This window comes from Cupriavidus taiwanensis (assembly GCF_900250075.1).
GTDB lineage: Bacteria > Pseudomonadota > Gammaproteobacteria > Burkholderiales > Burkholderiaceae > Cupriavidus > Cupriavidus taiwanensis_C.
The window spans coordinates 2,124,833-2,151,088 of the sequence record NZ_LT977070.1 but is presented as its reverse complement, the minus strand read 5'-3'; the positions used below and the strand labels follow the sequence as shown (position 1 = coordinate 2,151,088).

At 70.1% G+C, this 26,256-nt stretch carries 23 protein-coding genes and 1 tRNA gene; 17 read left to right on the top strand and 7 right to left on the bottom strand.

Annotated features, from left to right (window positions below; translation table 11 throughout):
- The first annotated feature begins 33 nt into the window (after positions 1 to 33).
- The 14 genes from CBM2588_RS09930 (at position 34) to CBM2588_RS09865 (ending at position 15,435) form a co-directional block, all read left to right on the top strand.
- Positions 34 to 1,938, top strand: a complete 1,905-nt coding sequence (locus CBM2588_RS09930) for a dipeptide ABC transporter ATP-binding protein (RefSeq protein ID WP_115680401.1) — start codon at positions 34 to 36, stop codon at positions 1,936 to 1,938.
- A 28-nt stretch (positions 1,939 to 1,966) separates the two neighbouring features.
- Positions 1,967 to 3,523 carry a glutathione ABC transporter substrate-binding protein GsiB gene (gene gsiB, locus CBM2588_RS09925; RefSeq protein WP_115680400.1) on the top strand — a complete coding sequence of 519 codons (1,557 nt, stop codon included), beginning with the start codon at positions 1,967 to 1,969 and terminating at the stop codon, positions 3,521 to 3,523.
- 237 nt (positions 3,524 to 3,760) lie between these two features.
- Complete coding sequence (gsiC, locus tag CBM2588_RS09920) at positions 3,761 to 4,681, top strand: glutathione ABC transporter permease GsiC (protein WP_012352988.1); 921 nt, start codon at positions 3,761 to 3,763, stop codon at positions 4,679 to 4,681.
- Positions 4,682 to 4,688: 7 nt separating this feature from the next.
- Positions 4,689 to 5,603 (top strand): glutathione ABC transporter permease GsiD, encoded by a 915-nt coding sequence (gsiD, locus tag CBM2588_RS09915; RefSeq protein ID WP_115680398.1) that lies wholly within the window; start codon positions 4,689 to 4,691, stop codon positions 5,601 to 5,603.
- A 2-nt stretch (positions 5,604 to 5,605) separates the two neighbouring features.
- Positions 5,606 to 6,649, top strand: coding sequence for a DmpA family aminopeptidase (locus CBM2588_RS09910; protein WP_115680397.1), 1,044 nt, complete (start codon positions 5,606 to 5,608; stop codon positions 6,647 to 6,649).
- A gap of 1 nt (position 6,650) precedes the next feature.
- Positions 6,651 to 7,469, top strand: coding sequence for a M55 family metallopeptidase (locus CBM2588_RS09905; protein WP_115680396.1), 819 nt, complete (start codon positions 6,651 to 6,653; stop codon positions 7,467 to 7,469).
- Between the two features lie 76 nt (positions 7,470 to 7,545).
- A complete protein-coding gene (locus tag CBM2588_RS09900) occupies positions 7,546 to 8,310 on the top strand; it encodes a hypothetical protein (RefSeq protein WP_115680395.1) in 765 nt (254 codons plus the stop codon).
- Positions 8,311 to 8,373: 63 nt separating this feature from the next.
- Positions 8,374 to 9,444 (top strand): M14 family metallopeptidase, encoded by a 1,071-nt coding sequence (locus CBM2588_RS09895; protein ID WP_115680394.1) that lies wholly within the window; start codon positions 8,374 to 8,376, stop codon positions 9,442 to 9,444.
- Between the two features lie 196 nt (positions 9,445 to 9,640).
- Positions 9,641 to 10,267: a CDP-alcohol phosphatidyltransferase family protein gene (locus CBM2588_RS09890; RefSeq protein ID WP_115680393.1), complete on the top strand. Its 627-nt coding sequence runs from the start codon at positions 9,641 to 9,643 to the stop codon at positions 10,265 to 10,267.
- 6 nt (positions 10,268 to 10,273) lie between these two features.
- Entirely contained in the window at positions 10,274 to 12,043 is a 1,770-nt protein-coding gene (locus CBM2588_RS09885) for a bifunctional alpha/beta hydrolase/class I SAM-dependent methyltransferase (protein WP_115680392.1), read from the top strand.
- Positions 12,040 to 13,410 carry a phosphatase PAP2/dual specificity phosphatase family protein gene (locus tag CBM2588_RS09880; protein ID WP_115680391.1) on the top strand — a complete coding sequence of 457 codons (1,371 nt, stop codon included), beginning with the start codon at positions 12,040 to 12,042 and terminating at the stop codon, positions 13,408 to 13,410. The genes CBM2588_RS09885 and CBM2588_RS09880 overlap by 4 nt, the downstream gene beginning before the upstream one ends.
- The gene (locus CBM2588_RS09875; RefSeq protein ID WP_115680390.1) at positions 13,400 to 13,843 is read left to right on the top strand and encodes a hypothetical protein; all 444 of its coding nucleotides are present in this window, start codon (positions 13,400 to 13,402) and stop codon (positions 13,841 to 13,843) included. Before CBM2588_RS09880 ends, CBM2588_RS09875 begins: the two co-directional genes overlap by 11 nt.
- Positions 13,844 to 13,849: 6 nt before the next feature.
- Positions 13,850 to 14,476: a lysophospholipid acyltransferase family protein gene (locus CBM2588_RS09870; protein WP_115680389.1), complete on the top strand. Its 627-nt coding sequence runs from the start codon at positions 13,850 to 13,852 to the stop codon at positions 14,474 to 14,476.
- Positions 14,473 to 15,435 carry a phosphatidate cytidylyltransferase gene (locus tag CBM2588_RS09865; RefSeq protein ID WP_018005716.1) on the top strand — a complete coding sequence of 321 codons (963 nt, stop codon included), beginning with the start codon at positions 14,473 to 14,475 and terminating at the stop codon, positions 15,433 to 15,435. Before CBM2588_RS09870 ends, CBM2588_RS09865 begins: the two co-directional genes overlap by 4 nt.
- Positions 15,436 to 15,460: 25 nt before the next feature.
- Here the strand turns inward: CBM2588_RS09865 and CBM2588_RS09860 are convergent, their stop codons facing one another.
- On the bottom strand, positions 15,461 to 16,360 hold the full coding sequence (locus tag CBM2588_RS09860; protein ID WP_115681453.1) for a LysR family transcriptional regulator: 900 nt from the start codon (positions 16,358 to 16,360) through the stop codon (positions 15,461 to 15,463).
- Between the two features lie 183 nt (positions 16,361 to 16,543).
- On the opposite strand from CBM2588_RS09860, the gene CBM2588_RS09855 reads away from it, so the two are divergent.
- Genes CBM2588_RS09855 through CBM2588_RS09845 form a run of 3 tightly spaced genes read left to right on the top strand, consistent with a single transcriptional unit; the run spans position 16,544 to position 19,752 of the window.
- The gene (locus CBM2588_RS09855) at positions 16,544 to 17,551 is read left to right on the top strand and encodes a Bug family tripartite tricarboxylate transporter substrate binding protein (protein ID WP_115680388.1); all 1,008 of its coding nucleotides are present in this window, start codon (positions 16,544 to 16,546) and stop codon (positions 17,549 to 17,551) included.
- A gap of 10 nt (positions 17,552 to 17,561) precedes the next feature.
- Positions 17,562 to 18,575: an NADPH:quinone oxidoreductase family protein gene (locus CBM2588_RS09850; RefSeq protein ID WP_115681452.1), complete on the top strand. Its 1,014-nt coding sequence runs from the start codon at positions 17,562 to 17,564 to the stop codon at positions 18,573 to 18,575.
- Between the two features lie 25 nt (positions 18,576 to 18,600).
- The gene (locus CBM2588_RS09845) at positions 18,601 to 19,752 is read left to right on the top strand and encodes a CaiB/BaiF CoA transferase family protein (protein WP_115681451.1); all 1,152 of its coding nucleotides are present in this window, start codon (positions 18,601 to 18,603) and stop codon (positions 19,750 to 19,752) included.
- A 63-nt stretch (positions 19,753 to 19,815) separates the two neighbouring features.
- Here CBM2588_RS09845 and CBM2588_RS09840 read toward each other — a convergent pair.
- The 6 genes from CBM2588_RS09840 to dapE all read right to left on the bottom strand — a co-directional run bounded on the left by CBM2588_RS09840 (position 19,816) and on the right by dapE (position 26,250).
- Positions 19,816 to 19,892, bottom strand: a tRNA-Val gene (locus CBM2588_RS09840).
- A gap of 84 nt (positions 19,893 to 19,976) precedes the next feature.
- Positions 19,977 to 21,527, bottom strand: a complete 1,551-nt coding sequence (locus CBM2588_RS09835) for a class I adenylate-forming enzyme family protein (protein WP_115680387.1) — start codon at positions 21,525 to 21,527, stop codon at positions 19,977 to 19,979.
- Positions 21,528 to 21,557: 30 nt separating this feature from the next.
- On the bottom strand, positions 21,558 to 22,556 hold the full coding sequence (locus CBM2588_RS09830; RefSeq protein ID WP_115680386.1) for a tripartite tricarboxylate transporter substrate binding protein: 999 nt from the start codon (positions 22,554 to 22,556) through the stop codon (positions 21,558 to 21,560).
- A gap of 182 nt (positions 22,557 to 22,738) precedes the next feature.
- Complete coding sequence (locus tag CBM2588_RS09825) at positions 22,739 to 24,010, bottom strand: MFS transporter (RefSeq protein WP_115680385.1); 1,272 nt, start codon at positions 24,008 to 24,010, stop codon at positions 22,739 to 22,741.
- 169 nt (positions 24,011 to 24,179) lie between these two features.
- Positions 24,180 to 25,073 carry a 50S ribosomal protein L3 N(5)-glutamine methyltransferase gene (gene prmB / locus CBM2588_RS09820; protein ID WP_115680384.1) on the bottom strand — a complete coding sequence of 298 codons (894 nt, stop codon included), beginning with the start codon at positions 25,071 to 25,073 and terminating at the stop codon, positions 24,180 to 24,182.
- A gap of 25 nt (positions 25,074 to 25,098) precedes the next feature.
- Entirely contained in the window at positions 25,099 to 26,250 is a 1,152-nt protein-coding gene (dapE, locus tag CBM2588_RS09815; RefSeq protein ID WP_115680383.1) for a succinyl-diaminopimelate desuccinylase, read from the bottom strand.
- Positions 26,251 to 26,256 lie beyond the last annotated feature (6 nt).

Below are 26,256 nucleotides of genomic sequence, written 5' to 3'. Positions count from 1 at the left end.
GCCGTCCCGCATCCCGCCATACAAGGAGTACCCGTGGTCACTACCTCAGCGCCAGCGCGCGTTCCCGCTTCCGGCATCGTCCTGCCGCCCGAACGCGTCGTCCAGGTGGACGGGCTCAGCGTGCGCTTCGCCACGTCGGAGCGCACTGTCGAGGCCGTGCGCAACCTGTCCTTCCATGTCGATCGCGGCGAGACGCTCGCGGTGGTGGGCGAGTCGGGCTCGGGCAAGTCGGTGACGTCGCTGGCGCTGATGCGGCTGGTCGAGCATGGCGGTGGCAAGATCGCGACGGGCAGCATGGCGCTGCGCCGGCGCGGCGGCGAAGTGATCGACCTCGCGCGCACCGACAACGCCACGCTGCGCAGCGTGCGCGGCGCCGACGTGGCGATGATCTTCCAGGAGCCGATGACCTCGCTCAACCCGGTGTTCCCGGTGGGCGAGCAGATCGCGGAATCGATCCGCCTGCACCAGGGCAAGAGCCGCGCGGCGGCACGGGCCGAGGCGCTGCGCATGCTGGAGCTGGTGCGCATCCCGGAAGCGCGCCGCGTGCTCGAGCGCTATCCGCACCAGCTTTCCGGCGGCATGCGCCAGCGCGTGATGATCGCGATGGCACTATCGTGCAAGCCCGCGCTGCTGATCGCCGACGAACCCACCACGGCGCTGGACGTGACCATCCAGGCCGAGATCCTGCAGCTGATCCGCGGCCTGCAGGCCGAGATGCACATGGGGGTGGTGTTCATCACCCACGACATGGGCGTGGTAGCAGAAGTGGCAGACCGCGTGCTGGTGATGTACCGCGGCGAGAAGGTGGAAGAGGGCACCTCCGACGACGTGTTCCGCGCGCCGGCGCATCCGTACACGCGCGCGCTGCTGTCGGCGGTGCCGCGCCTGGGCGCCATGCGCGGCACCGACCTGCCGGCCAAGTTCCCGCTGCTGCGCCTGGACAGCGCCAGCCCCGAGGCGACCGCGCCGCAGGATACGGTAGCGCCCGGCGTGGCGCCGATCCTGCGGGTGCAGGAGCTGGTCACGCGTTTCGACGTGCCCGGCGGCCTGTTCGGCCGCGTCACGCGGCGCGTGCATGCGGTCGAGCAGGTCAGCTTCGACCTCTATCCCGGCGAGACGCTGGCGCTGGTGGGGGAATCCGGCTGCGGCAAGTCCACCACCGGCCGCTCGCTGCTGCGCCTGGTGGAAAGCCAGAGCGGCACTATCGAGTTCAACGGCCAGAACATCAGCAAGATGGAAGGGCCGGCGCTGCAGACCCTGCGCCGCAATATCCAGTTCATCTTCCAGGACCCGTTCGCCTCGCTCGATCCGCGCGTGCCGGTCGGCTATTCGATCATGGAGCCGCTGCTGGTGCACAAGGTCGCCAGCGGCAAGGAGGCCGAGCAGCGCGTGGCCTGGCTGCTCGACAAGGTGGGGCTGGACCCGTCGCACGCGGCGCGCTATCCGCACGAGTTTTCCGGCGGCCAGCGCCAGCGCATCTGCATTGCGCGCGCGCTGGCGTTGAATCCCAAGGTGGTGGTGGCGGATGAATCGGTGTCGGCACTGGACGTGTCGATCCAGGCGCAGATCGTCAACCTGATGCTGGACTTGCAGCGCGAGCTGGGCATCGCCTTCCTGTTCATCTCGCACGACATGGCGGTGGTGGAGCGCGTCAGCCATCGCGTCGCGGTGATGTACCTGGGCCAGATCGTCGAGATCGGCCCGCGCCGCGCGATCTTCGAGAACCCGCAGCATCCGTACACGAAGAAGCTGATGTCGGCGGTGCCGATCGCCGACCCGGCGCGGCGCCACCTGCGGCGCGAGCCGTTGAACGACGAGATCCCCAGCCCGATCCGCGCGGTCGGCGACGAGCCGGTGGTGCAGCCGCTGGTGCAGGTCGCGGGCAGCGGTGCGCTCGGCCATTTTGTTGCGCGGCACGCCGTTGGCGGCGCCTACTGAAACGGAAGTCAATCCAAGGAGAATCGAGATGTCTGCACGGATGGTTTCGCCCAGGCTGCTGGCCGGGCTGCTTATGGCTGGCGCGGTGGGCGCGCTGGCGCCGGTGTCCGCCTATGCCGCCAAGGACGCGGTGATGGCGGTCGCTTCCACGTTCACCACGCTGGACCCGTACGATTCCAACGACACGCTGTCGCAGGCGGTCGGCAAGACCTTCTACCAGGGCCTGTTCGGGCTGGACAAGGACATGAAGCTGGTCAACGTGCTGGCCGACAGCTATGACGTCAGCAAGGATGGCCTGGTCTACACCATCAAGCTGAAGAAGGGCATCAAGTTCCACGACGGCACTACGTTTGATGCCGCCGCCGTCAAGGCCAACCTGGACCGCGTCACCAACCCGGCCAACAAGCTCAAGCGCTACACGCTGTTCAATCGCGTGGCCAAGACCGACGTGGTCGACGCCAACACCGTCAAGGTCACGCTGAAGGAGCCGTTCTCGCCGTTCATCAACGTGCTGGCGCATCCGTCGGCGGTGATGATCTCGCCGGCCGCGCTGCAGAAGTACGGCAAGGACATCGCCTTCCACCCGGTGGGCACGGGCCCGTTCGAGTTCGTCGAATGGAAGCAGCCCGACCACCTGAAGGGCAAGAAGTTTGCCGGCTACTGGAAGACCGGCTACCCGAAGATCGACACCATCACCTGGAAGCCGGTGGTCGACAACAACACCCGCGCCGCCATCATGCAGACCGGCGAGGCGGACTTTGCCTTCAGCATTCCGTTCGAGCAGGCCGCGGTGCTGAAGAGCAGCCCCAAGGTGGACCTGATCGCCGCGCCGTCGATCATCCAGCGCTACCTGACCATGAACACCATGGTCAAGCCGTTCAACGACCCCAAGGTGCGCCAGGCCATCAACTACGCCATCAACAAGGAGGCGCTGGCCAAGGTCGCCTTTGCCGGCTACGCGGTGCCGGCCGAGGGCGTGGTGCCGCACGGCGTGGACTATGCCGAGAAGCTGGGCCCGTGGCCGTACGACCCGGCCAAGGCGCGGGCGCTGCTGAAGGAAGCCGGCTACCCCAACGGCTTCGAGACCACGCTGTGGTCGGCCTACAACCACACCACCGCGCAGAAGGTGATCCAGTTCGTGCAGCAGCAGCTGCAGCAGGTCGGCATCAAGGCGCAGGTGCAGGCGCTGGAAGCCGGCCAGCGCGTGGAGAAGGTCGAGAGCGTGCCGAAGCCAGAGGACGCCGGCGTGCGCATCTACTACGTGGGCTGGTCGTCGTCGACCGGTGAATCCGACTGGGCACTGCGTCCGCTGCTGGCCTCGGAGTCGATGCCGCCCAAGCTGCTGAACACCGCTTATTACAAGAATGATCAAGTCGACGCGGACATCGCCGGCGCGCTGCGCACCACCGACCGCGGCGAGAAGGCGCGCCTGTACAAGGACGCGCAGGAACGCATCTGGAAGGATGCGCCGTGGGCCTTCCTGGTGACCGAGAAGGTGCTGTTCGCACGCAGCAAGCGCATGAGCGGCGCCTATGTGATGCCGGACGGGTCGTTCAATTTCGATGAGATCGATATCAAGCAGTAAATCGATGCGACGGCTCCAGGATGACCGTCATCCCCGCGAAGGCGGGGATCCAGTGTCTTTTTTGGTGGTTCACAAGCGAAAGACGCTGGGTTCCCGCCTGCGCGGGAACGACGAACAAGTCCACGGGTATCGCAGTACCTGGCAGCAAGCAGTAGAGCAGTAAGCCGAGAGCGGCCGCCTGCCTCGCGACGCGGGGTTCGCAGGCGGGCGGCCCGCGGCCTTTCTTCATGGTGTGTGATGCTGAATTACTTCCTCAAACGCGTGCTGGGCGTGATCCCCACGCTGCTGATCGTGGCCGTGCTGGTGTTCCTGTTCGTCCACCTGCTGCCGGGCGATCCGGCGCGACTGGCGGCGGGTCCGGAGGCTGACTCGGCCACGGTCGAACTGGTGCGCAAGGACCTGGGCCTGGACCGGCCCCTGCACGAGCAGTTCGTCAATTTCTTCTCGAACGCGCTGCGCGGCGAGTTCGGCCATTCGCTGCGCACCAAGCGCCCGGTCAGCGAGGAGATCGGCGACCGCTTCATGCCGACGCTGCTGCTGACGGTGGCGTCGATGGCGTGGGCGGTGGTGTTCGGCATGGCCATCGGCATCGGCTCGGCAGTGTGGCGCAACCGCTGGCCGGACCGCTTCGGCATGACGCTGGCGGTTTCCGGGATTTCCTTCCCGGCCTTCGCGCTGGGCATGCTGCTGATGGAGGTGTTCTCGGTGCAGCTGGGCTGGCTGCCGTCGATCGGCGCGGACACCTGGCAGCACTACGTGTTGCCCTCGGTCACGCTGGGCGCCGCGGTGGCGGCGGTGATGGCGCGCTTTACCCGCGCCTCGTTCGTCGAGGTGCTGCAGGAAGACTTTATCCGCACCGCCCGCGCCAAGGGCGTGCGCGAGACCCTGGTGGTGGCCAAGCACGGCCTGCGCAACGCCATGATCCCGGTGGTGACCATGATGGGCCTGCAGTTCGGCTTCCTGCTGGGCGGCTCGATCGTGGTCGAGAAGGTGTTCAACTGGCCTGGCCTGGGACGCCTGCTGGTCGATGCCGTCGAGATGCGCGACTACCCCGTGATCCAGGCCGAGGTGCTGCTGTTCTCGCTCGAATTCATCCTGATCAACCTGGTGGTGGACATGCTCTACACCGTGATCAATCCCACCATCCGCTACAAGTGAGGCCGGCATGACTGAGCTTTCCACGCCCGCCGCAGCGCCAGCGGCATCCGCTACCGCCTCCGCGCCGGAAGCCGTGCGCACACCCTGGACCGAGTTCTGGCGCAAATTCCGCAAGCAGCACCTGGCGCTGGGCGCCGGCGCGTTCGTGCTGGTGCTGGTGGCGATCGCCATCATGGCGCCGCACATCGTGCCGTACGACCCCGAGAACTTCTTCGACTACGATGCGCTCAACGCCGGCCCATCGGCCGCGCACTGGATGGGCGTCGATTCGCTCGGCCGCGACATCTTCAGCCGCATCCTGGCCGGCACCCGCATCTCGCTCGCGGCGGGTTTCCTGTCGGTGATCATCGGCGCGGTGATCGGCACCGTGCTGGGCCTGCTGGCCGGCTACTACGAAGGCTGGTGGGACCGCATCGTGATGCGCATCTCCGACGTGCTGTTCGCCTTCCCGGGCATCCTGCTGGCGATCGGCATCGTCGCCATCCTCGGCAACGGCATGACCAACGTGATCTTTGCCGTGGCCATCTTCAGCATCCCGGCGTTCGCGCGGCTGGTGCGCGGCAATACCCTGATGCTGAAGCGGCTGACTTATGTCGAGGCCGCGCGCAGCATCGGCGCGTCGGACTGGACCATCCTGATGCGCCATATCCTGCCCGGCACGGTGTCGTCGATCGTGGTGTATTTCTCGATGCGCATCGGCACCTCGATCATCACCGCCGCCAGCCTGTCGTTCCTGGGCCTGGGCGCGCAGCCGCCCACGCCGGAATGGGGCGCGATGCTCAACGAGGCGCGCGCCGACATGGTCACCGCGCCGCACGTGGCGATCTTCCCCAGCCTGGCGATCTTCCTGACCGTGCTGGCCTTCAACCTGCTGGGCGACGGCCTGCGCGACGCGCTCGACCCCAAGATCGACCGCCGCTGAAGATGACTGCTTCCACCCTGGGCGTGCCGCGCGTCGGCCGCCTTCCCGCGGGGCCGCTGGACAGCCTTGCCGACGTCACCGGCGTCACCGTCGGCCACTGCACGCTGGCCGAGGGCGGCGTGCAGACCGGCGTGACCGTGATCCGCCCGCATGGCGGCGATCCGTACCGCGACAAGGTGCCCGCCGCGGCCACCGTGCTCAATGGCTTTGGCAAGAGCGTGGGGCTGGTGCAGGTGGACGAGCTGGGCGTGCTCGAGACACCGGTAGCGCTGACCAACACCTTTGCGGTCGGCGCGGTGGCGCAGGCGCAGATCCGCGCGGCGGTGGCGGCCAATCCGGACATCGGCCGGGCGCTGCCCACGGTCAATCCGCTGGTGTTCGAGTGCAATGACGGCTACCTGAACGATATCCAGCGCATGGCCGTAGCCGGCCAACACTACGACGCAGCGCTCGCCAGCGCGGGACCCGAGGTCGCGCAGGGTGCCGTGGGCGCGGGGCGCGGCATGTCGGCGTTCGGCGTCAAGGGCGGCATCGGCTCGGCTTCGCGCCTGGCGGGCGGCCATTGCGTCGGCGCGCTGGTGCTGGCCAATTTCGGCACGCCGGAATCGCTCACCGTGACCGGCCGGCTGGTCGGCCCGGAGCTGGCGCGGCGACTGGCGCTGCCCGGCAGCGCGGCGCATCCGGAGAAGGGTTCGATCATCATGATCGTTGCCACCGATGCGCCGCTGGACGCGCGCCAGCTGCGCCGGCTGTCGCTGCGCGCCGGCGCGGGGCTGGCGCGCACCGGTTCGGTATTCGGGCATGGCTCGGGCGATATCGCGCTGGCGTTCTCGACGGCCTACACCGTGCCCGACGACGCCGCGCGGCCGATGCCGGCGCTGGCGCTGCTGCATGAAACCCTGCTCGACCCGCTGTTCCGTGCCGCCGCGGACAGCGTCGAGCAGGCCATCCTGCATGCCCTGTGGCATGCCGCGCCGGTGCAGGGCCGCGACGGCCACGGCCGCGCCGCGCTGCTCGACGTGATGCCTGAACTGCGCCAGAGCTGAGATGAAGATCCTTGTTTCCACCGATATCGAAGGCGTCGCCGGCGTGTTCCACGCCGAGCAGACCCGCGCCGGCAACGGCGAATACGAACGCGCCCGCGCCTGGATGACCGGCGAGGCCAACGCGGCTATCGACGGCGCCTTTGCCGGCGGCGCGGCCGAAGTGCTGGTCAACGATTCGCACGGCGGCTTCCGCAACCTGCTGCCGGACCAGCTCGACCCGCGCGCGCGGGTGGTGCTGGGCAAGCCGCGCTACCTGGGCATGATGGCGGGGGTCGAGTCCGGCGTGGACGGCGTGCTGATGATCGGCTACCACGGCCGCGCGCAGAGCCGCGGCGTGCTGGCGCACACCATCAACAGCAGCGCCTTTGCGCGGGTCTGGCTCAACGGCAAGGAGCTCGGCGAGGCCGGGCTGTACGCGGCGCTGGCCGGCGAGTTCGGCGTGCCGGTGCTGATGGCCAGCGGCGACGACGTGTTCGTCCAGGAAACCCATGCGCTGATGCCGTGGGTGCGCTATGTCGAGACCAAGACCGCGGGCGGCTTCGGCAGTGGCGCCTCGCTGTCGCCGGCGGCCGCGCGCGAAGCCATTGCCGCGGCGGCAGCGAGCGCGGTGCGCGGGCGCGCGCAGGCGCAATGCCTGCGCATCGCCGCGCCGGTGGCCTGCACGCTGCAGACGCAGACGCCGGCGCACGCCGACCTGTTCTGCCAGTGGCCGACGCTGGAGCGGCGCGACGGCGTGACGCTGTCGTTCCAGGCCGATTCGGTGCAGGCCGCGGTGCGCATGCTGAACTGCCTGTCGGCGATGTCGTTCATGCTGAAGTAGGCCGGCCCTGCTTGGGGCGCGCCGCGCGGATCGGCGACAATGGCGGGTCGAGCAACAGGCAGGCAATACGCAACGCATGACCCAGGCACACGGCGGGGGCTGGATCCCCGTACGCAAGGACTTCGTCGATCCCGCCACGCGCTGCCACGCGCGCGGCGCCAGCCGCCGCCATCACGGCTTTCCGGATGGCCGTGCCTACATCCTGCGCGACGCCGCCGGGCACGAATACCCGTTCGGCGAGGACTGCGCGCGCGCCGCGCTGGCGCAGCCGGGCTTGCTGGGGCTGGTGCCGGACTATACCGAACGCGACATGGTGCCGCGCACGGCCTGGCCGGAGCCGGCGCCGGGCCCGCGCCGGCGCGACCCCGCGCAGGCCCGGGCGGCCGAGCACGCCGCGGCGATCCGCTACCTGGTGCTGCGCATGGAGAAGGTGGCCGCGGTGCCGCGCGTGCAGCCCACCGTGCGCTTCCCGGCGCTCGAGGACGTCTACGCGCAATACCAGCGCAGCGGCGACATCGCGCCGGCGCAGGTGCGCCGCATCCTGGCGATCGAGCGCAGCCCGTCGACGCCGCCGCGCCTGCGCGCGATCAACCTGCTCGACGTCTATACCGCGCATGTGAAGCTGGAACGGCTGATCGCGGCATCCACCAGCGTCGACAACATCCGCTTCCTGCGCAGCCTGCATGACTGGCTGGCGCGGCACCTGGTGCTGACCGCGGGGCAACTGGCCGCGGCCGGGATCGCGATGCATCCGCAGGCGTTTACGTCGGCCGGCATCTGGGGGCCGGAAGCCGAACCGCCGGCCGCGGCGGGCAGATTCCAGTCCGGGACGCTGTTCTAGCCGCGACTGGCGAGACCCGCCGAATTGGCGTCTAATGCCTGCATCGCATCCGCGGGTGACGCCATGAGCCATTTTTCTCGCAGCTACGCCGAAGCGCGCAAGACCTTCCTGGACGCCGCCCGCGGCGCCGGCGCCGCGCTGGCGCAATTTCCGCATCCCACCCGGCGCGGCAGCGCCGGCGAAGACCTGGCGATCGACGTCGCGCTGGCCGGCGCGCCCGAGGCCGGGCGCTGCATCATGGTGACCTCGGGCACGCACGGTGCCGAGGGCTTTGCCGGCTCCGGGGCGCAGGCGGCGCTGCTGCACGACGCCGCGCTGCTTGCCGATTGCGCCGCCGCCGATGCCTGCCTGCTGCTGGTGCATGCGGTCAATCCCTATGGCTTCTCCCATCTGCGCCGGGTCAACGAGGACAACGTCGACCTGAACCGCAACTTCATGGATTTCACGCAGCCGCTGCCGCATAACGCCGCCTATGCCGAGATCGCGCCGCTGCTGCTGCCGGCGCAATGGCCGCCGTCGGAGGCCGACCAGGCACGGCTGATGAAGGCGGTCGCCGAGCGCGGCATGGCGTGGTACCAGGCCGCGGTCAGCAGTGGCCAGTACCAGGATCCGGGCGGCATGTTCTACGGCGGCGACAAGGCCACCTGGAGCAACTACACGCTGTGCCGCATCCTGGCGCGCTTCGGCGCCGGCCGCGCGGCGCTGCGCTGGATCGACGTCCATACCGGCCTGGGCCCGTGGGGCTACGGCGAGCCCATCCACATGGGCCCGGACACGCCCGAATCGATCACGCGCACGCGCGCGATCTGGGGCGAGCGCGTGACCTCGATCTACGATGGCTCGTCGACCTCGGCCAACCTGACCGGGCTGGCCTGGCACGCCGTGCCGCAGACCCTGCCGGCGGTGGACTACGCCGGCATCGCGCTCGAGTTCGGCACGCTGCCGGTGGGCGAGGTGCTCGACGCCCTGCGCGGCGACCACTGGCTGCACCGGCATCCCGAGGCCGACGAGAACCAGCGCGCGCTGGTGCGCCAGGCGATGTGGCGCGCCTTCTACGGCGATGCCGACGACTGGCGCGACGGCGTGGTGGCGCAGGTGACCGACGCCGTGCGCAGCACGATCGCATCGGCCTAGCGAGTGGGGTTCAGGCCGCAGGCGTCATCTGGTATTGTCCGGGCTTGGCGATAGAGTGCCGAGCCAGGCACTGCCGCCATGCCCTGGCCGGGGCGTGCCGCGGCCGGGCCAGGAGCCATACCAACACCAAGAACAAGACGGAGGCGACCGCCGCGCGGAGCGCTTCCGGCATCAGCTCGGCAGGGAGGCCGGTGCGATGACGCTCTACGAACTGAAGCCCAGGTTCCAGGCCTGGCTCCGTCCCATGGTGCAAGACCTGGCCCAGCGCGGCGTGACCGCCAACCAGGTCACGCTGGCCGCCGCCGCGGGCTCGCTCGCGGTCGGCGTGCTGGCCGCGCTGGCCATGCTGGTGGCCGAAACGCCGGCGCTGTTCCTGCTGTTTCCCCTGTGGTTGTTCGCGCGCATGGCGCTCAATGCCATCGACGGCATGCTGGCGCGCGAGCATGGCCAGCAAAGCGTGCTGGGCGCCTACCTGAACGAGCTTGGCGACATGGTCTCGGACCTGGCGCTGATCCTGCCGCTGGCCGCGCTGCCCGGTTTCAGCCTCGGGCAGGTGGGCACCTTCGCGCTGCTGGCGCTGCTGGTCGAAGCGGCCGGACTGATCGGGCCGCTGGCCGGCGCCAGCCGGCGCTACGACGGCCCGCTGGGCAAGAGCGACCGGGCCTTCGCGGTGGGCGCGATCGCGCTGTGGGCCGGCCTGGGCCTGGGCTTCGGCGCGGCCGCCAGCTGGCTGTGGCTGCTGCTGTCGCTGCTGTCGCTGATGACCATGGCCAACCGGGTGCGCCGCGGCATTGCCGAGGCGCAGTCCCGCCTTGCGGAGTAGCGAGAGATGGACCGACTGTCGACCCGCCAGCCGCTGCAGCGGCAATTCGAGACCCATGACGGCCAGGCGCTGTTCTATCGCCACTGGCCGGCGGTGGAGGGGCCCGCGCGCGGCGCCGTGGTGCTGTTCCACCGCGGCCACGAGCATTCCGGCCGGGTCGCCCACCTCGCCGACGAGCTCAACCTGCCCGGCTACGACATCTTCGCCTGGGACGCGCGCGGCCATGGCCAATCGCCGGGCGAGCGCGGCTACAGCCCCAGCCTGGCGGATTCGGTGCGCGACATCCAGACCTTCACCGCGCATATCGCCGAAGTCCACGGCATCCCGCTGGAACGCACCGCGGTGATCGCGCAAAGCGTGGGCGCGGTGCTGGCCGCCACCTGGGTGCACGACTACGCGCCGCCGATCCGCGCGCTGGTGCTGGCGTCGCCGGCGTTCAAGGTCAAGCTCTACGTGCCGTTCGCGCGGCCGGGGCTGAAGCTGATGCAGCGCCTGCGCGGCAAGTTCTTCGTCAACAGCTACGTCAAGGCAAAATTCCTGACGCACGATCCCGGGCGCATTGCCAGCTATGACAGCGATCCGCTGATCACGCGCCCGATCGCGGTCAATATCCTGCTGGACCTGTACCAGACCGCCGAGCGCATCGTCGCCGATGCGGCCGCCATCACGGTGCCGACGCAGCTGCTGATCTCCGGCGCCGACTGGGTCGTGCACCGCGGGCCGCAGGACCGCTTTTTCGAGCGCCTGGGTTCGCGCACCAAGGAACGCATCGTGCTGGACGGTTTCTACCACGACACCCTGGGCGAGCGCGACCGCAAGCGGGCAGTCGATGCCGCGCGCGGCTTTATCCTGCGCGAATTCGACACGCCGTCGGCGCCGCGCTCGCTGCTGGATGCCGACCAGATCGGCCCGTTCCGCGAGGAGGCGGACCGGCTCGCGTCGGCGCCGGGCGCACTGGCCTCCTGGTACTGGCGCGCGGCGCGGGCCAACCTGAAGCTGGGCGGGATGCTGTCGGACGGGGTGCGGCTGGGCCATGAGACCGGCTTCGACTCGGGCTCCACGCTCGACTACGTTTACCGCAACACGCCGTCCGGCCGCGGCGCGCTGGGTCGGCTGGCCGACCGGCAATACCTCGACGCGATCGGCTGGCGCGGCATCCGCCAGCGCAAGGTCCACGCCGAGGCGCTGATCGCCGAGGCCGTGCGGCGCCTGCGCGCGGCCGGCATGCCGGTGCGCATGGTCGATATCGCCGCCGGGCACGGGCGCTACGTGCTCGAAGCACTGGGCGCGCTGGAGGGCGGCGCGGCCGCGGTCGAGTCGATCGTGCTGCGCGACTACAGCGCTCTGAACGTGGAGCAGGGCCGTGCGCTGATCGCTGCCAAGGGCCTGCAGCACGTGGCCCGCTTCGAGCAGGGTGATGCCTTTGACGGCGACAGCCTGGCCGCGCTGGCGCCGCCACCGACCCTGGCGGTGGTGTCCGGCCTGTACGAGCTGTTTCCCGACAACGCCATGGTGCGGCGCTCGCTCGATGGCCTGGCGCGCGCGGTGCCGCCGGGAGGCTACCTGGTCTATACCGGCCAGCCCTGGCATCCGCAGCTGGAGTTCATCGCGCGCGCGCTGACCAGCCATCGGGCCGGCGCCGCCTGGGTGATGCGGCGCCGCTCGCAGGCCGAGATGGATGAACTGGTGCGGGCCGCGGGCTTCGACAAGGTCACGCAGCGCATCGACCCGTGGGGCATCTTCACCGTCAGCCTGGCGCGCAGGCGCGGCGCATGAGCACGGTGCCTGCCGGCGCCGCCGCGCACCTCCGGCGGCCATGGGGCCTGGCCTGCCTGCTGCTCGCGCTGGCCGGTGCGTTCTTCTTCTCCAGCTATGGCTTTGCCAACTGGCTGGCGAGCCAGCGCGCCGACGTGCCGTCGTTCTACTACGAATGGGAGCGCGGCATTCCATTCCTGCCCTGGACCATCGTGCCGTACTGGTCGATCGACCTGCTGTACGGCATCTCGTTCTTCCTGTGGCGCAGCCGCGCGGCGCTGCTGACGCACGTGAAGCGGCTGGTGCTGGCGCAGCTGGTGTCGGTGGCGTGCTTTATCGCCTTCCCGCTGCGCTTCAGCTTCGCGCGGCCCGCTGCCGACGGCCTGCCGGGCCAGCTGTTCACGCTGCTGGGCGGCTTCGACCTGCCGTTCAACCAGGCGCCGTCGCTGCATATCAGCCTGCTGGTGATCCTGTGGGTCGCCTTCGCGGCGCACCTGCGCGGCGGCTGGCGCTGGCTGCTGCATGGCTGGTTTGCGCTGATCGGGGTGTCGGTGCTGACCACCTGGCAGCATCACCTGATCGACGTGCCCACCGGCGCGCTGGTGGGCTGGCTGTGCGTTTACCTGTTGCCGATGCGGCTGCCCGCGGCCGCCGCGGGCGTGCCCGATGCACGCACGCGGCAGCTGTCGCGCCGCTACGGCGTGGGGGCGCTGGTGGCCCTGTTGTGCGCGGTGCTCGCGGTGGGCGCATCGGTGACGCTGGCGTTCCTGCTGCTGTGGGCCGCGCTGGCGCTGGCCTGCGTGGCGCGCATCTACGCGCTGACGGCGCCGGCGTGGTTCCAGAAGGACGGCGACGGCACCATGGCGCCGGGCGCGCGCTGGGTGCTGGCGCCTTACCTGCTGGGCGCCTTTCTCAATTCACGCTGGTGGACGCGGCGTGCGCCGCAGGCCAGCGCGATCGCGCCGGGGGTCTGGGTGGGACGCTACCCGACGCCGTCCGAGCTGCGCGCGCTCGGCGCGGATGCGGTGCTCGACCTCAGCGCCGAGCTGCCGCGCGCGGCCACTCTGCCCGGCCTGGCGTATCGCTGCGTACCGGTGCTGGACCTGACCGTGCCCACGCCGCAGCAGCTCGCGCAGGCGGTGGCGCAGCTCGATGCCTTGCAGCGGCAGGGACGCCGCGTGCTGGTGAGCTGCGCGCTGGGCTATTCGCGCAGCGCACTGGTCGCGGCAGCCTGGCTGGCGCGGCGGCAGGGGCAGCGCGACGCCGGCGCCGCGCTGGCATTGCTGCGCCAGCATCGGCCCGCCGTGGTGCTCGGTCCGGAACATGCTGCGGCGCTGCAGCATTGCCTCGACCGTGCTGACACGCAGGAGCCTGCCGATGGCGGCTGACCGGGACGCTGACCTCGCGCGCCGCACCGATGCCTGGATTGCGCACGCCGTGACGGGCGCGCTGGCGGGGGCCGCGTGGCTCGGCGCGGCCGGACTGGCATTGGCCATGCTGGCGGCCGGGCTGGGTGCGGGCGCCGCAAGCGCGCGCTGGCCGGCGGCGCTGGCGCTGCTGCTGGCGCTGCCGCAGCTGTGGCTGCTGCTGCGCGTTGCCATCGACCAGCGCCTGTTCGGCGCGCTCGCGGCCGGCGCCCCGGACCAGCCCGAGCTGACCCGGCTCGATGCCGCGCTGCTCGAACTGGGCTGGATGCCCGCCGCGCGCGCCGCACGCCCGTTGCCCGAGCGCGCCCGCGGCGCACTGCGCCTGGTGCGCGCCAGCGCCGCGCTGACCGTGTGCCAGCTGCTGCTGGCCTTGCTATCGCTGATCCTGAGGTAACCAACCATGTGGCTTGCCCGCGCGACCGCGCGCGCCATCATCGTCTTCGCCCGGCTGCTGACGGGCATGCGCGCCAACTGGCAGGGCTGCATCCCGGCCGCGGTGCAGCGCGTCTACTTTGCCAATCACAGCAGCCACGGCGATTTCGTGCTGATCTGGGGCTGCCTGCCGCCCGACCTGCGCACGGCCACGCGGCCGGTGGCGGGCGCGGATTACTGGCAGACATCGCCACTGCGCCGCTTTATCGGCCGGGATGTGTTCCGCGCGCTGCTGATCGACCGCACCCGCAGCGATCCTGGCAGCGACCCGGTGGCACTGATGCAGGCGGGCCTGGCGGCGGGCGATTCGCTGATCCTGTTTCCCGAAGGCACGCGCAACACCACCGACGCGCGCCTGCTGCCGTTCAAGAGCGGCATCTACCACCTGGCGCGGGCCTGCCCGGAGGTCGAGTTCGTGCCGGTGTGGATCGACAACCTGAACCGCGTGATGCCCAAGGGCGAAGTGGTGCCGGTGCCGCTGCTGTGCACCGTGACCTTCGGCCAGCCGCTGCGGCTGGCCGCCGACGACAGCAAGGAAGCGTTCCTTGCGCGCTGCCGCGACGGCCTGCTCGCGCTGGCCCCCGAACTGGAATGAATGCCATGCCCACCCTGCACTGGAGCCGTGAAACCTGGCTGCTGTTCGGCGGCCTGTTCGGTGTGCTGCTGCTGGCTTCCACCGTGACCGCGCTGCTGCGCTGGCGCGTGGCGGGCGGCGGCCAGCACGCGGTGATCGACAACCTGGGCCAGCGCGTGTCGGCCTGGTGGTGGATGATCGGCATCATGGGCGTCGCCTTTGCGCTGGGGCGCACTGCGGTGATCGTGCTGTTCTACCTGCTGTCGTTCTTTGCGTTGCGCGAGTTCGTCACCATCATCACCACGCGGCGCGGCGACCATCGCGCCATCGTCGCCGCGTTCTTCGTGTTCCTGCCGCTGCAGTACGTGCTGGTCTATATCGGCTGGTACGGCATGTTCTCGATCCTGATCCCGGTCTATGCCTTCCTGGTGCTGCCGATCCTGGCCGCGCTGTCGTCCGAGACCACGCGCTTCCTGGAGCGCTGCGCCGGGGTGCAGTGGGCGGTGATGGTGTGCGTGTTCTGCATTTCGCACGTGCCGGCGCTGCTGACGCTGCCGATCCCGGGCTTCGATGGCCGCAACCTGCTGCTGATCGCCTTCCTGGTGATCGTGGTGCAAGGCAGCGACGTGCTGCAGTACGTGTGGGGCAAGCTGTGCGGCAAGCGCAAGATCGCGCCGCTGCTGTCGCCGTCCAAGACCGTCGAGGGCTTTGTCGGCGGGGTTGCCAGCGCCACCGCGCTCGGCGCCGCGCTGTGGTGGATCACGCCGTTCTCGCCGTGGCAGGCCGGCGCGATTGCGCTGGTGATCGCGCTGATGGGCTTCCTCGGCGGCCTGGTGATGTCGGCGATCAAGCGCGATCGCGGCATCAAGGACTGGGGCCACATGATCCAGGGCCACGGCGGCATGCTCGACCGGCTCGACTCGGTGGTGTTCGCCGCGCCGGTGTTCTTCCACATCACGCGCTATTGGTGGGTGCCCTGAGCGCAAGCGCTGCGCCGCGGCGACCTCACAGCGCCGTTTCCGCGCACCACGCCACCACGGCATCGCGGAAGTCCTGGCAGATCGGCGACAGGTAGCCGTCCGCGCGCCACAGCACGGCCAGCTCGTGCTGCCAGCACGTGCCCGGAGCGTCGATCGCGGCCAGTCCCTGGCCCTCGGCCTGGCGCAGCATGCGCGGCGGCATGATGCCGAGCAGGTCGGAGTGCCGCAGCAGTTCGCCGAAGGCGACCGGCGACGCCGTGCTTTCCACCGCCACGCGCGGCGGCGGCAGCCCGACCGCGGTAAACCGTTGTTCCAGCCACTGGCGCAGGTACAGCGAGCTGGCCGGCACCACCCAGCGTTCGCCAGCGAGGTCGGCCAGCGTGCGGATGCCGTCGCGGCGCGGGTGGGCGCTGCGGCACACGATCTGCATGCTGAGCGGCCCGAGCGGCAGCCAGGCCACGCCTGCCGGCACGCTGGCGGGGCGCGCCGCCAGGATCAGGTCGGCTTCGCCGTTCTGCAGCATCGCCAGCAGGCGCGCGCTCAGGTGGGTCTCGATCGAGAACGTGGCCAGCGGCCGGCTCAGGAAGAACTGCGCCAGCAGCGGCGACAGCAGCGACGGCAGCAGGTAGGGGATGGCGCCCAGGCGCACGGTGCCCGCGCGCGCGGCGCGCTGCTCGGCCAGTTCGCTGCGCATGTCGCCGGCGGCCAGCGAGATCCGGCGCGCATGCGCGGCCAGGGTGCGGCCCGCGCCGGTCGGCACCAGCCCGCGCGGGGTGCGCTCGAACAGGGGCATGCCGGCTTCGCCTTCCAGCCGCGCCAGGGTCTTGGACAGGCCGGACTGGGTCATGCCCAGCGTGTCGGCGGCGCGGTGCAGGTTGCCCTGGTCGATCACCACCAGGAAGGCTTCTAGATCCTCGAATCGCATGGGCGGAATGGCGCTGGGGGTGCGGGCCATTGTAGCGCCATGCCTGGCAGGACTTGGCTCGCGCCGCGCGGGAATCGCGCCGGCCCGGACGCTGGCCTAGACTGCGTGGCATCCCTCGCGCACCGCACTGCAGTGGACACTGCGGCGGACACCACAGAAGGGAGCCAGACAGGAGACCCATCGATGCCATACCGTTCCGCATTGCTGCGCGCAGCCATGGCCGCCATATTGCTGGCCACCGTTCCCACCCTGATGCCGGCCGCAGCCGCGGCCGCCGATCCCGCCTCTGGCGAACCCTATCCGTCGCGGCCGCTGACCATCGTGGTGCCCTCGGTGGCGGGCAACGTCAACGACGCCGTGGCGCGGCTGATCGGGCACGAACTGACCAAAAGTTGGGGCCAGCCCGTGATCGTCGACAACAAGCCCGGCGCGGGCACCACCACTGGCACCAAGTACGTCGCCAGGGCGGCCCGGGACGGCTACACCGCGCTGCTGACCTTTACCGCGCACGTGCAGAACCCGTCGCTGTACCGCGGCATCGGCTATGACCCGATCGCGGATTTCACGCCGGTCAGCGAGGTGGCGATCTCGTCGACCATGCTGGCGGTGTCGCCGGACTTTCCCGCGCGCACGCTGCCGGAGGTGGTGGCGCTGCTCAAGGCCAATCCCGGCAAGTACCCGTATGGTTCCTACGGCGCCGGCACCACCGGGCATATCCTGGGCGAGCTGTTCAAGCGCGAGGCCGGCCTGCAGATGGAGCACGTGGCCTACAAGGGCGGCGCGCCGCTTGCCACCGACCTGGCCGCGGGGCATGTGAAGCTCGGCTTTATTGCGGTGGGCACGGCGATGCCGCTGCTGCAGGGCGGCAAGCTGGTGCCGGTGGCGCTTGCCGGCGCCGAGCGCTCGGCCTTGCTGCCCAGGGTGCCGACCTTCCGCGAGGCCGGCTACCAGGGCTTCGAGCCGGATGCGTGGATGGGCCTGCTGTTCCCGGCCGGCGTGCCCAGGGCGAGGGTCGACGCGCTGTCGCGCGAGGTCGCGCGCATCGTGCGCCTGCCGGAGGTCGCCAGGAAGATGCAGGACCTGAACCTGGTGCCGGTGGGCGGCACGCCGGAGGCCTTCGCCACGGTGATGAAGAACGACCGCGACAAATGGAGCCGCATCATCCGCGATGTCGGCATCACGCTGGAGTAAGGGATTGACCATGCAGGACAATGACTATCTGGGACTGGTCTGCTCGCGCTGGTGCCACTGGAGCGAACTGGAACTGCAGCGCCTGCCGCGCCAGCCGCTCGGGCCGGGACAGGTGCGCATCCGCGTGCGGCATGCGGGCGTCGGCTTTGCGCTCAGCCTGTTCGTGTCGGGCAAGTACCAGCGCAAGCCGCCGTTGCCGTTCACGCCAGGCACCGAAGCGGCTGGCGAGATCCTGGAGGTCGCGCCGGACGTGACGCGGCTGCACGTGGGGCAGCGCGTGGCGGCGGCGCTGGACTGGGGCGGCCTTGCCGAAGAAGTCGTGACGACCGCGGACACGGTTTATCCGGTGCCGGATGGGCTCGCCCTCGCGCACGCCGCCGCGCTGCCGATCACCTGCGGCACGGTGTGGGCCGCGCTGGCCTGGCGCGCGGCGCTGCAGCCGGGCGACACCATGCTGGTCCACGGCGCCAGCGGCGCGCTGGGCACGGCGGCGGTGCAGGTGGGCAAGCTGATGGGCGCGCGCGTGATCGCCACCGCCAGCACCGCGGCCAAGCGCGAAGCAGCGCTCGCCAACGGCGCTGCGCATGCATTGCCTGCCGATGCCGAGACGCTGGCGGCATCGGTCAAGGCGCTGTGCCCGGCTGGCGGCGCCGACGTGGTGTTCGACCCGGTCGGCGGCGACCTGTTCGATGCCTCGCTGCGCTGCGCGGCACCGGGCGCGCGGCTGCTGTCGATCGGCTATGCCAGCGGCCGTATCCCCTCGGTGCCAGCCAACCTGCTGCTGGTCAAGAACCTGACGCTGGTCGGCTTCAACTACGGCTACTACATCGGCTGGGGCCTGACCGACGAGCGCCGGCGCTTTGCGCCGCGGGTGCAGGCCATGGTCGGCGAGATCATGCAGGCGGCCGCCAGCGGCCGGCTGGCGCCGCCGGTACTGCAGCACTTTGCGCTGGGCGACTGGCTCGACGCGGTCGACACCGTCATGTCGCGCCGTGCCATCGGCAAGGTCATGCTGGATATCTGAACGGAGCCAACTTATGCACGATGTCATGCACGATACAGCAGCGACGACCGAGGACGACGCCATGTTCGAGGGCCTGACCGTGCTCGACCTGAGCCAGGGCATTGCCGGCCCGTACTGCGGGCTGATCCTGCGCCAGCAGGGCGCGCGCGTGATCAAGGTCGAGCCGCCGGGCGGCGACTGGTCGCGGCAGATGGGGCGCATCCGCGCCGGCCAGACCGCGATCGCGGTCGCCTGCAACGCGGGCAAGGAAAGCGTGGTGCTGGATGCGCGCAGCGCCGACGGCCGCGCCGCCATCGGCCGGCTGGCGCAGTGCGCCGACGTGGTGATCCAGAACTTCCGCCCGGGTGTGGCCGAGCGCATGGGCGTCGGCTACGAGGCGCTGGCCGCGCACAAACCGGCGCTGGTCTATGTCTCGATCTCGGGCTACGGCCATGCCGGGCCGCTGGCAAACCGGCCCGCGGTGGATACCACCATGCAGGCCTACAGCGGCCTGATGCACCTGAACCGCGATGGCGCCGGCCAGCCGCGCCGCATCGCCTTCTTCATGGTCGACCTGGCCACCGGGCTGTACGCATCGCAGCAGGCGTCGGCGGCGTTGTACAAGGCCGCGCGCAGCGGCCACGGCCGCCATGTGCGGCTGTCGCTGCTGGAGACCAGCGCCGCGCTGCAGTCCTACCTGATGGTGGACGACGCCATGTTCCCCGACGCCGAGCTGGCGGCGGCCAACGCGCCCACCGGGCTGTTCGAGGCGGCCGATGGCGCGCTGTACCTGAGCATGCTCAACGACGCGATGTTCCTGCGGCTGGCCGCGCTGCTCGGATGCGATGATTGGCTTGCCGATACCACGCTGCACAGCAGCGCGGGCCGGCTGCCGCGGGCGGCGGAGCTCGGCCGGCGCGTGGCGCAGGCGCTGGCCGCGCAGCCGCTGGCGCACTGGGAGGCGCTGCTGACCGAGCACGATGTGCTGTTCGCGCGCGTCGGCCATGCGCGCGACCTGCTGCAGAGCGCGCAGTGCGCGCAGGCGGGCGTGTTCGGCCGGCTGCCGCTGGCAGGGATAGGCGAGGTGCCGTGGGCCAACCTGCCGGGCATGGCTGGACGAGAGGGGCCGGCAGGGAATGCGCCGGTGCTTGGCCAGCATACCGGGGCGGTGCTGGCCGAGTTCGGCATCGGCGCCTGAAGCGGATCCGCAAAAGAAAAACGGACGGTGCGCGATGCGTACCGTCCGTGTTCCCTTGTGCGTTGGTAGGCTCGATTGGACTCGAACCAACGACCCCCACCATGTCAAGGTGGTGCTCTAACCAGCTGAGCTACGAGCCTAGCGAAGGCGCGAATTATAGAGAGCCCTGCAAGATTGCGCAAGCACCCCGTGCGACTTTTTGCGCGGGTGCCTGCCAGGGCGCCTCAGGCCGCTGCGACGCGATCGCGCAGTTCGCGCTTCAGCACCTTGCCGATGGCGCTGCGCGGCAGGCTCTCCACCTCGTGGATCTGTGCCAGCCGCTGGGTCTTGCCCAGCCGCTCGTTGGCCCACGCCAGCACCTGCTGCGCGCTGGCGCCGCCGTCGGCGCGCAGCGCGACAAAGGCCACCGGGGTCTCGCCCCAGCGCTCCGACGGCACGCCCACCACCGACACGTCGGACACCGCCGGGTGCTCGCGCACCACCGCCTCCAGGTCGCTCGGGTAGATGTTGAAGCCGCCCGAGATGATCATGTCCTTCTTGCGGTCCAGCAGCACCAGGAAGCCGTCTTCGTCGAAGCGGCCGATGTCGCCGGTGCGGATAAAGCGCTGGCCCTGTGCATCATGCCATTCGGTCTCGGCCGTCTTTTCGGGCTGGTTGTGGTAGCCGTTCATCATCGCCGCCGAGCGGCCCACCACTTCGCCGGTGCTGCCGGGCGGCAGCTCGCGGCCGTCCTCGTCGATGATGCGCACGTCGGCACCGGTGGCGGGGCGGCCGACGGTGTGCAGCTTGTGCGGGAACTGGTCGGCGAACAGCAGGCAGCCGCCGCCGCCTTCGGTCATACCGTAGAGCTCGGTCAGCGCGCCGGGCCAGCGCCGCAGGACCTCGGCCTTCAGCGCCGGGCTGCACGGCGCGCTGGTGCAGAACTTGTGCTGGAAGGCGGACAGATCGTGCTGGTCGAACGCCGGATGCGCCAGCAGGCGCTGGTACTGCACTGGCACCAGCATGGTGTGGGTGACGCGATGCCGCTGCGCCAGCGCCAGGTACTGGCCCGCATCGAACTTGGCCATCAGGATGGCCGTGCCGCCCAGGCCGATGGTGGGGAAGAAGCTGGCCAGGGTGGTGTTGGAATACAGCGGCGTCGACAGCAGCGTGATCGCGTGCGTGCCATAGCCGGTGGCGGCGCCGCGCGACACGTGGGCCCAGCGCATGCCGTGCGACTGCACGATGCCCTTGGGCGCGCCGGTGGTGCCGGACGAATAGATGATGTTGAGCGGCAGCTCCGGGCGGATCTCGGGCTCCGCCACGGGCGTGCCGGCGGGCGCCAGCCAGTCCGCGTACGGCACGCCCGCGTCGCTGCCGTCGAGCGCGACCACCGGCGTGCCGGCCAGCTTGGCGCGCACCGGCGCCAGCACGTCGGCGACGCTGGCGTCGGTGAACAGGATGCGCGCGCCAGCGTCGGCAATCATGCCCGCCAGGCTGTCGGGCGTGGATGACGGCGCCAGCGGCGCGACCACCACGCCGGCGCGCACCGCGCCCAGGTATACCGCGGCGTATTCGATCGACGACGCGGCGCAGATGGCGATGGCTTCGCCGGGCCGCACGCCATCGCGCGCCAGCGCCGCGGCAATGCGGTCCATGGCCGCGTCGAGCCCGGCGTAGTCGAGCACGCGTTCGCCATGCATCAGCGCGGGTTGGGCCGGGCGCTGCGCGGCATGCTCGCGCACGAGCACGGACATGGTGGTGAAAGGACGTTGGAGCGGAGTCGGTTGGGTCATGTGGGGCAGTGTGGGTGGATGCGGCAAGCCTTACTGGATCTGCGCGCCGGAGTCCTTCACCACCTTGCTCCAGCGGTTGATCTCGGCGTCGATATGGGTGCGCAGCGCGGCGGGTGTCGAGCCCACCGGTTCATAGCCGTTGGCTGCCAGCGTGGCCTTGAGCTCCGGCTGGCGCAGCACGGTGGCAATCTCGGTGCTGAGCCGGTCGATCACGGGCTGCGGCGTGCCGGCCGGTGCCAGCATCGCGTACCAGCCGGTGATGCTGATGCCGGGCACGCCGGCCTCGGCCAGCGTCGGCACTTCGGGGGCGACGGCGGCGCGCTGGCTGCCGGTGACGGCGAGCGCGCGCAGCTTGCCGCTCTTCACATGCGGCAGCGTGGTCGAGATGCTGTCGAAGGTAAGCTGGACTTCGCCGGACAGCATCGCCGTCACCACCTGGGCGCTGCCCTTGTACGGCACGTGGGTCATCTTGATGCCCGCCACCGAATCGAACAGTTCGCCCGCCAGGTGGCCGGTATTGCCATTGCCCGCCGAGGCAAAGGTCAGCTTGCCGGGCGCGGCCTTGGCCTCGGCGATCAGCTCCTTCACATTGGTGGCCTGCAGCGACGGGCTGCCGGCCAGGATCATCGGCAGGTTGGCCACCAGCGACACCGGCGCGAAATCCTTGCGGGTGTCGTACGGCAGCTTGGGATACAGGCTGGCATTGATGGCATGCGCGGCCAGCACCATGATCAGCGTGTAGCCGTCGGGTTTGGCGCGCGCCAGCGCCTGGCTGGCGATGGTGCCGCCGGCGCCCGGCCGGTACTCCAGCACCACCGGCTGGCCCAGCCGTTCCTGCAGCTTCGCGGCGACGGGGCGCGCCAGCAGGTCGGCGCTGCCGCCGGGCGGGTAGGGGATCAGCAGCTGGATCGGGCGCGCCGGCCAGGTCTCGGCGGCGGCGCCGGCGGGCAGCGCGGCTGCGGCTGCGGTGGCCAGCATGGCGGCCAGCCATGCGCGGCGGCCCCGGGCGGGGCGCGGAGTGGATGCCATCGGTTGTCTCCTCGTTGTGCCGGCCGCGCACGCAGCCGGGATCCCTGCGCCGGAGCCGGCGGGGAAGTGGATGTCACCAACGGTAATGGCGTCAGGCTGCTAGCGGAATTCTTAAATCGATAAGTCTGGCTTTTTGCGGGCGAAGCGGTACCGGGAATCCGCGGGCCGGCAACCGGTTTCGACTAATGGCTGGTCGGATGGGGCGGGCTGAACCAGTAGGGCACCAGCGCGGCGGCGATCAGCACCGCCGCCGACAGGAAGATGGCCGCATAGGTGGACGGCAGCGGCCAGCCGCGCACATGGCCGGCATTGGCGATCAGGCCGAAGGCCCATGAGGTCAATGCCGAGCCCAGGAACACGAAGGTATTAAGCAGCCCCAGCCCGCGCCCGCGCTGCGAAGGCGGGATCAATCCGCGGCCCTGCGCCATCACCAGGGGATGCAGCATGCCGATGGTCGACAGCAGCGCCATCATCGCCACTCCATAACCGATGCCGCGGTCCGGCCATAGCGACAGCAGCACGCCCCCGGCCATGGCAAGGCACGACCAGCCCGCGATGGCCGCCTTGAGTGTGCTGCGCCGCACCAGCACCGGCAGCACGAAGGCGGTCAGGAAGCCGGCCAGGCTCAGCAGCGTCAGCGCCACGCCGCGCGGCGCCGAGCCCAGGCTGAACACGTCGGCCAGGTAGGGCCCGCTCCAGGCGTTGCGGAAGGCGGTGCCGGCGGCCATCGCCACGCACAGCGGGATCAGCGTCCACAGCGGCGCCAGCTTGAGCAGCTGCAGGCTTTCCGACAGCATCGCCGGCCACGATGCGCTGCGGGCCTCGGCATGGCCCTGGTCGCGCACGCAGCGCCACACGCCATAGCAGGCCGCCACCATGCCCAGCGCCGAGACCGCCATCGACGGCCGCCAGCCCGCCACCGAGATGGCCCAGCCCAGCGGCGCGGTCGCGCACAGCGAGCCGATCATGCCGGTGGCGTTGGAGCGGCTGACCACGCGGGTGTAGTCGCGTTCGGACAGCTGCTCCGAGGCGAAATGCAGCAGGCCCATGAACACCGGCGCGCACGCCAGCCCCAGGCCCATCTGCGCCAGCGTGGCGGCGCCGCCGTTGGGCGCCAGCACGAACAGGATCGACGACAGCGCGCCCACCGCCAGCAGCAGCGCGGTCGGACGGCCCACGCCATAGCGGTCGAAGGCGATGCCGACCGGAATCTGGGCCACGGCGAAGGCCAGGAAGAACGACGACGACAGCGCGCCGAAGCCTGCCGGCGACAAGCCGAAATCGTGCTGCAGCTCCGGCGCCATCACCGCCAGGCACGAGCGGAAGAACTGGCTGAGCGCGAACGCAAAGGTCAGGATGGCGATGCCGCGCACGGCATACGCGGCCGGGCTGCGCGCAGGCAGGGCGGCGGCGCCCGGAGGCGATCCGGAAGGGGGGATATTGCTGGGGGTCACGGCGTCAGTGGCGCTGTCTCTGCAGCGAGTGTAGGGCCTGCGCGCGTTGCCGGATCAACGGTTGGCCGGTGTTCGCCCAGATTGCGCGGGCGACGCGCTGCGATACCGATTGGGTGCTCCCTCTCCCGCAAGTGGGCGAGGGGAGCAAACCGGCGCGGGATTTACCGCATCAGCCCGGCAGGGCGTCGTACGTCAGCAGGAACACCTGCTCATCCCCGGCGCTGACCGGCAGCCACACGATCTCCAGTTCCGGGAACGCCGCTTCCACATTGGCATGCTCGTTGCCGATCTCGACCACCAGCACGCCGCCCGGATTCAGGCGCGCCCTGGCGCCGGCGATGATCCGCCGCACCACGTCCATGCCGTCGTCGCCGCCGGCCAGCGCGATGCGCGGCTCGGCCTGGTATTCCGCCGGCAGCGCCTGCATCGACGCCTCATTGACGTACGGCGGGTTGGTCAGGATCACATCGTAGGTCGCGCCATGCGGCAGCGGCGCATACAGGTCGCCCTGGTAGAGACGGATGCGGTCGTCCATCTTGTAGTCGGCGACGTTGCGGCGCGCCACGGCAAGCGCGTCGGGCGAGATGTCGACCGCGTCGATCTTCGCGTTCGGCCACACATGCGCGGCCACGATCGGCAGGCAGCCAGAGCCGGTGCACAGCTCCAGCACCGGGCCGATGCTGCTGCTTTCGCCGACCCAGGGCTCCAGCCCTTCCTGCAGCAGTTCGCCGATAAAGCTGCGCGGCACGATCACGCGCGAATCGACGTAGAAACGCAGGCCGTGCATATAGGCCTCGTGGGTGATGTAGGCGGCCGGCACGCGCTCGTTGACGCGGCGGTCGATCACCTTCAGCACGGCCTCGACTTCCTCGGGCAGCAGCCGCGCATCGAGGAACGGGTCGAGCGTATCGAGCGGAAGGTTGAGCGTATGCAGCACCAGGTAGGCCGCCTCGTCATAGGCGTTGGCGCTGCCGTGGCCGAAGGACAGGCGCGCGGCGGTAAAGCGCGACACGGCCAGGCGCAGCAGGTCGCGCACGGTGCGCAGGGGAGAGGGCGTTGCCATGGAATGGTTGTCTTTGCAAAAAAAATCAGGCGATCAGGCGTTCCAGCACGCCACGGTACACGTTCTTCAGCGGCTCGATGAAGCGCACTTCGACGTGCTCGTCGATCTTGTGGATGCTGGCGTTGGGCGGGCCGAACTCGATCACCTGCGGGCAGATCTTGGCGATAAAGCGTCCGTCCGAGGTGCCGCCGGTGGTCGATAGCTCGGTGTCGAAGCCGGTCTCGGCCTTGATCGCCGACGACAGCGCCTCGGACAGCTCGCCGCGCGGGGTCAGGAAGGGCTCGCCGCCCAGGGTCCAGTCGAGCGCGTAGTCGAGGCTGTGGCGGTCCAGGATGGCGTGCACGCGCGCCTTCAGGCCGTCGGGCGTGCTTGCCGTCGAGAAGCGGAAATTGAAGTCGATGGTGACGTGGCCCGGGATCACGTTGGTGGCGCCGGTGCCGCCGTGGATGTTCGACATCTGCCAGCTGGTGGGCGGGAAGTACTCGTTGCCCGCATCCCATACTTCGGCGGCCAGTTCGGCCAGCGCCGGGGCGGCGTCATGGATCGGGTTGCGGCCCAGGTGCGGGTAGGCGATATGGCACTGGATGCCCTTCACCGTGAGCTTGCCCGACAGCGAGCCGCGGCGGCCGTTCTTGACCATGTCGCCGAGCGCGTTGACCGAGGTCGGCTCGCCGATCACGCAGTAGTCCAGGCGTTCGCCGCGCGCGGACAGCGCCTCGACCACCTTGACGGTGCCGTCGTGCGCGGGGCCTTCCTCGTCGCTGGTGATCAGGAAGCCGATCGAACCGGCATGCGCGGGATGGGCCTTGACGAACTCTTCCACCGCCACCACGAAGCCGGCGATCGAGGTCTTCATGTCGGCGGCGCCGCGGCCGTACAGCTTGCCGTCGCGGTGGGTCGGCGCGAACGGGTCGGAATGCCATTGCTCCAGCGGACCGGTCGGCACCACGTCGGTATGGCCGGCGAACACCAGCAGCTTGGCGTCCTTGCCCTGGGTGCCGCGCCTGACCGCCCACAGGTTGGTCACGCGGAAATCGTCGGGCCCGCTGACCAGCGCTTCGCAATCGAAGCCAAGCGCCTTGAGGCGGGTTTCCAGGATGGCCTGGCAGCCTTCGTCGGCGGGCGTGACGGAGCGGCGGCGGATCAGGTCTTCGGTAAGGGCGAGGGTGGGGTTCATCGGGCG

What these genes read in the sequence shown, in the direction of transcription:
- gsiB (WP_115680400.1), top strand. Translation starts at nt 1,967, where the DNA reads ATGTCTGCACGGATGGTTTCGCCCAGGCTGCTGGCCGGGCTGCTTATG.
- gsiC (WP_012352988.1), top strand. Translation starts at nt 3,761, where the DNA reads ATGCTGAATTACTTCCTCAAACGCGTGCTGGGCGTGATCCCCACGCTG.
- gsiD (WP_115680398.1), top strand. Translation starts at nt 4,689, where the DNA reads ATGACTGAGCTTTCCACGCCCGCCGCAGCGCCAGCGGCATCCGCTACC.
- CBM2588_RS09910 (WP_115680397.1), top strand. Translation starts at nt 5,606, where the DNA reads ATGACTGCTTCCACCCTGGGCGTGCCGCGCGTCGGCCGCCTTCCCGCG.
- CBM2588_RS09905 (WP_115680396.1), top strand. Translation starts at nt 6,651, where the DNA reads ATGAAGATCCTTGTTTCCACCGATATCGAAGGCGTCGCCGGCGTGTTC.
- CBM2588_RS09900 (WP_115680395.1), top strand. Translation starts at nt 7,546, where the DNA reads ATGACCCAGGCACACGGCGGGGGCTGGATCCCCGTACGCAAGGACTTC.
- CBM2588_RS09895 (WP_115680394.1), top strand. Translation starts at nt 8,374, where the DNA reads ATGAGCCATTTTTCTCGCAGCTACGCCGAAGCGCGCAAGACCTTCCTG.
- CBM2588_RS09890 (WP_115680393.1), top strand. Translation starts at nt 9,641, where the DNA reads ATGACGCTCTACGAACTGAAGCCCAGGTTCCAGGCCTGGCTCCGTCCC.
- CBM2588_RS09885 (WP_115680392.1), top strand. Translation starts at nt 10,274, where the DNA reads ATGGACCGACTGTCGACCCGCCAGCCGCTGCAGCGGCAATTCGAGACC.
- CBM2588_RS09880 (WP_115680391.1), top strand. Translation starts at nt 12,040, where the DNA reads ATGAGCACGGTGCCTGCCGGCGCCGCCGCGCACCTCCGGCGGCCATGG.
- CBM2588_RS09875 (WP_115680390.1), top strand. Translation starts at nt 13,400, where the DNA reads ATGGCGGCTGACCGGGACGCTGACCTCGCGCGCCGCACCGATGCCTGG.
- CBM2588_RS09870 (WP_115680389.1), top strand. Translation starts at nt 13,850, where the DNA reads ATGTGGCTTGCCCGCGCGACCGCGCGCGCCATCATCGTCTTCGCCCGG.
- CBM2588_RS09865 (WP_018005716.1), top strand. Translation starts at nt 14,473, where the DNA reads ATGAATGCCATGCCCACCCTGCACTGGAGCCGTGAAACCTGGCTGCTG.
- CBM2588_RS09860 (WP_115681453.1), bottom strand. Translation starts at nt 16,360, where the DNA reads ATGCGATTCGAGGATCTAGAAGCCTTCCTGGTGGTGATCGACCAGGGC.
- CBM2588_RS09855 (WP_115680388.1), top strand. Translation starts at nt 16,544, where the DNA reads ATGCCATACCGTTCCGCATTGCTGCGCGCAGCCATGGCCGCCATATTG.
- CBM2588_RS09850 (WP_115681452.1), top strand. Translation starts at nt 17,562, where the DNA reads ATGCAGGACAATGACTATCTGGGACTGGTCTGCTCGCGCTGGTGCCAC.
- CBM2588_RS09845 (WP_115681451.1), top strand. Translation starts at nt 18,601, where the DNA reads ATGCACGATACAGCAGCGACGACCGAGGACGACGCCATGTTCGAGGGC.
- CBM2588_RS09835 (WP_115680387.1), bottom strand. Translation starts at nt 21,527, where the DNA reads ATGACCCAACCGACTCCGCTCCAACGTCCTTTCACCACCATGTCCGTG.
- CBM2588_RS09830 (WP_115680386.1), bottom strand. Translation starts at nt 22,556, where the DNA reads ATGGCATCCACTCCGCGCCCCGCCCGGGGCCGCCGCGCATGGCTGGCC.
- prmB (WP_115680384.1), bottom strand. Translation starts at nt 25,073, where the DNA reads ATGGCAACGCCCTCTCCCCTGCGCACCGTGCGCGACCTGCTGCGCCTG.
- dapE (WP_115680383.1), bottom strand. Translation starts at nt 26,250, where the DNA reads ATGAACCCCACCCTCGCCCTTACCGAAGACCTGATCCGCCGCCGCTCC.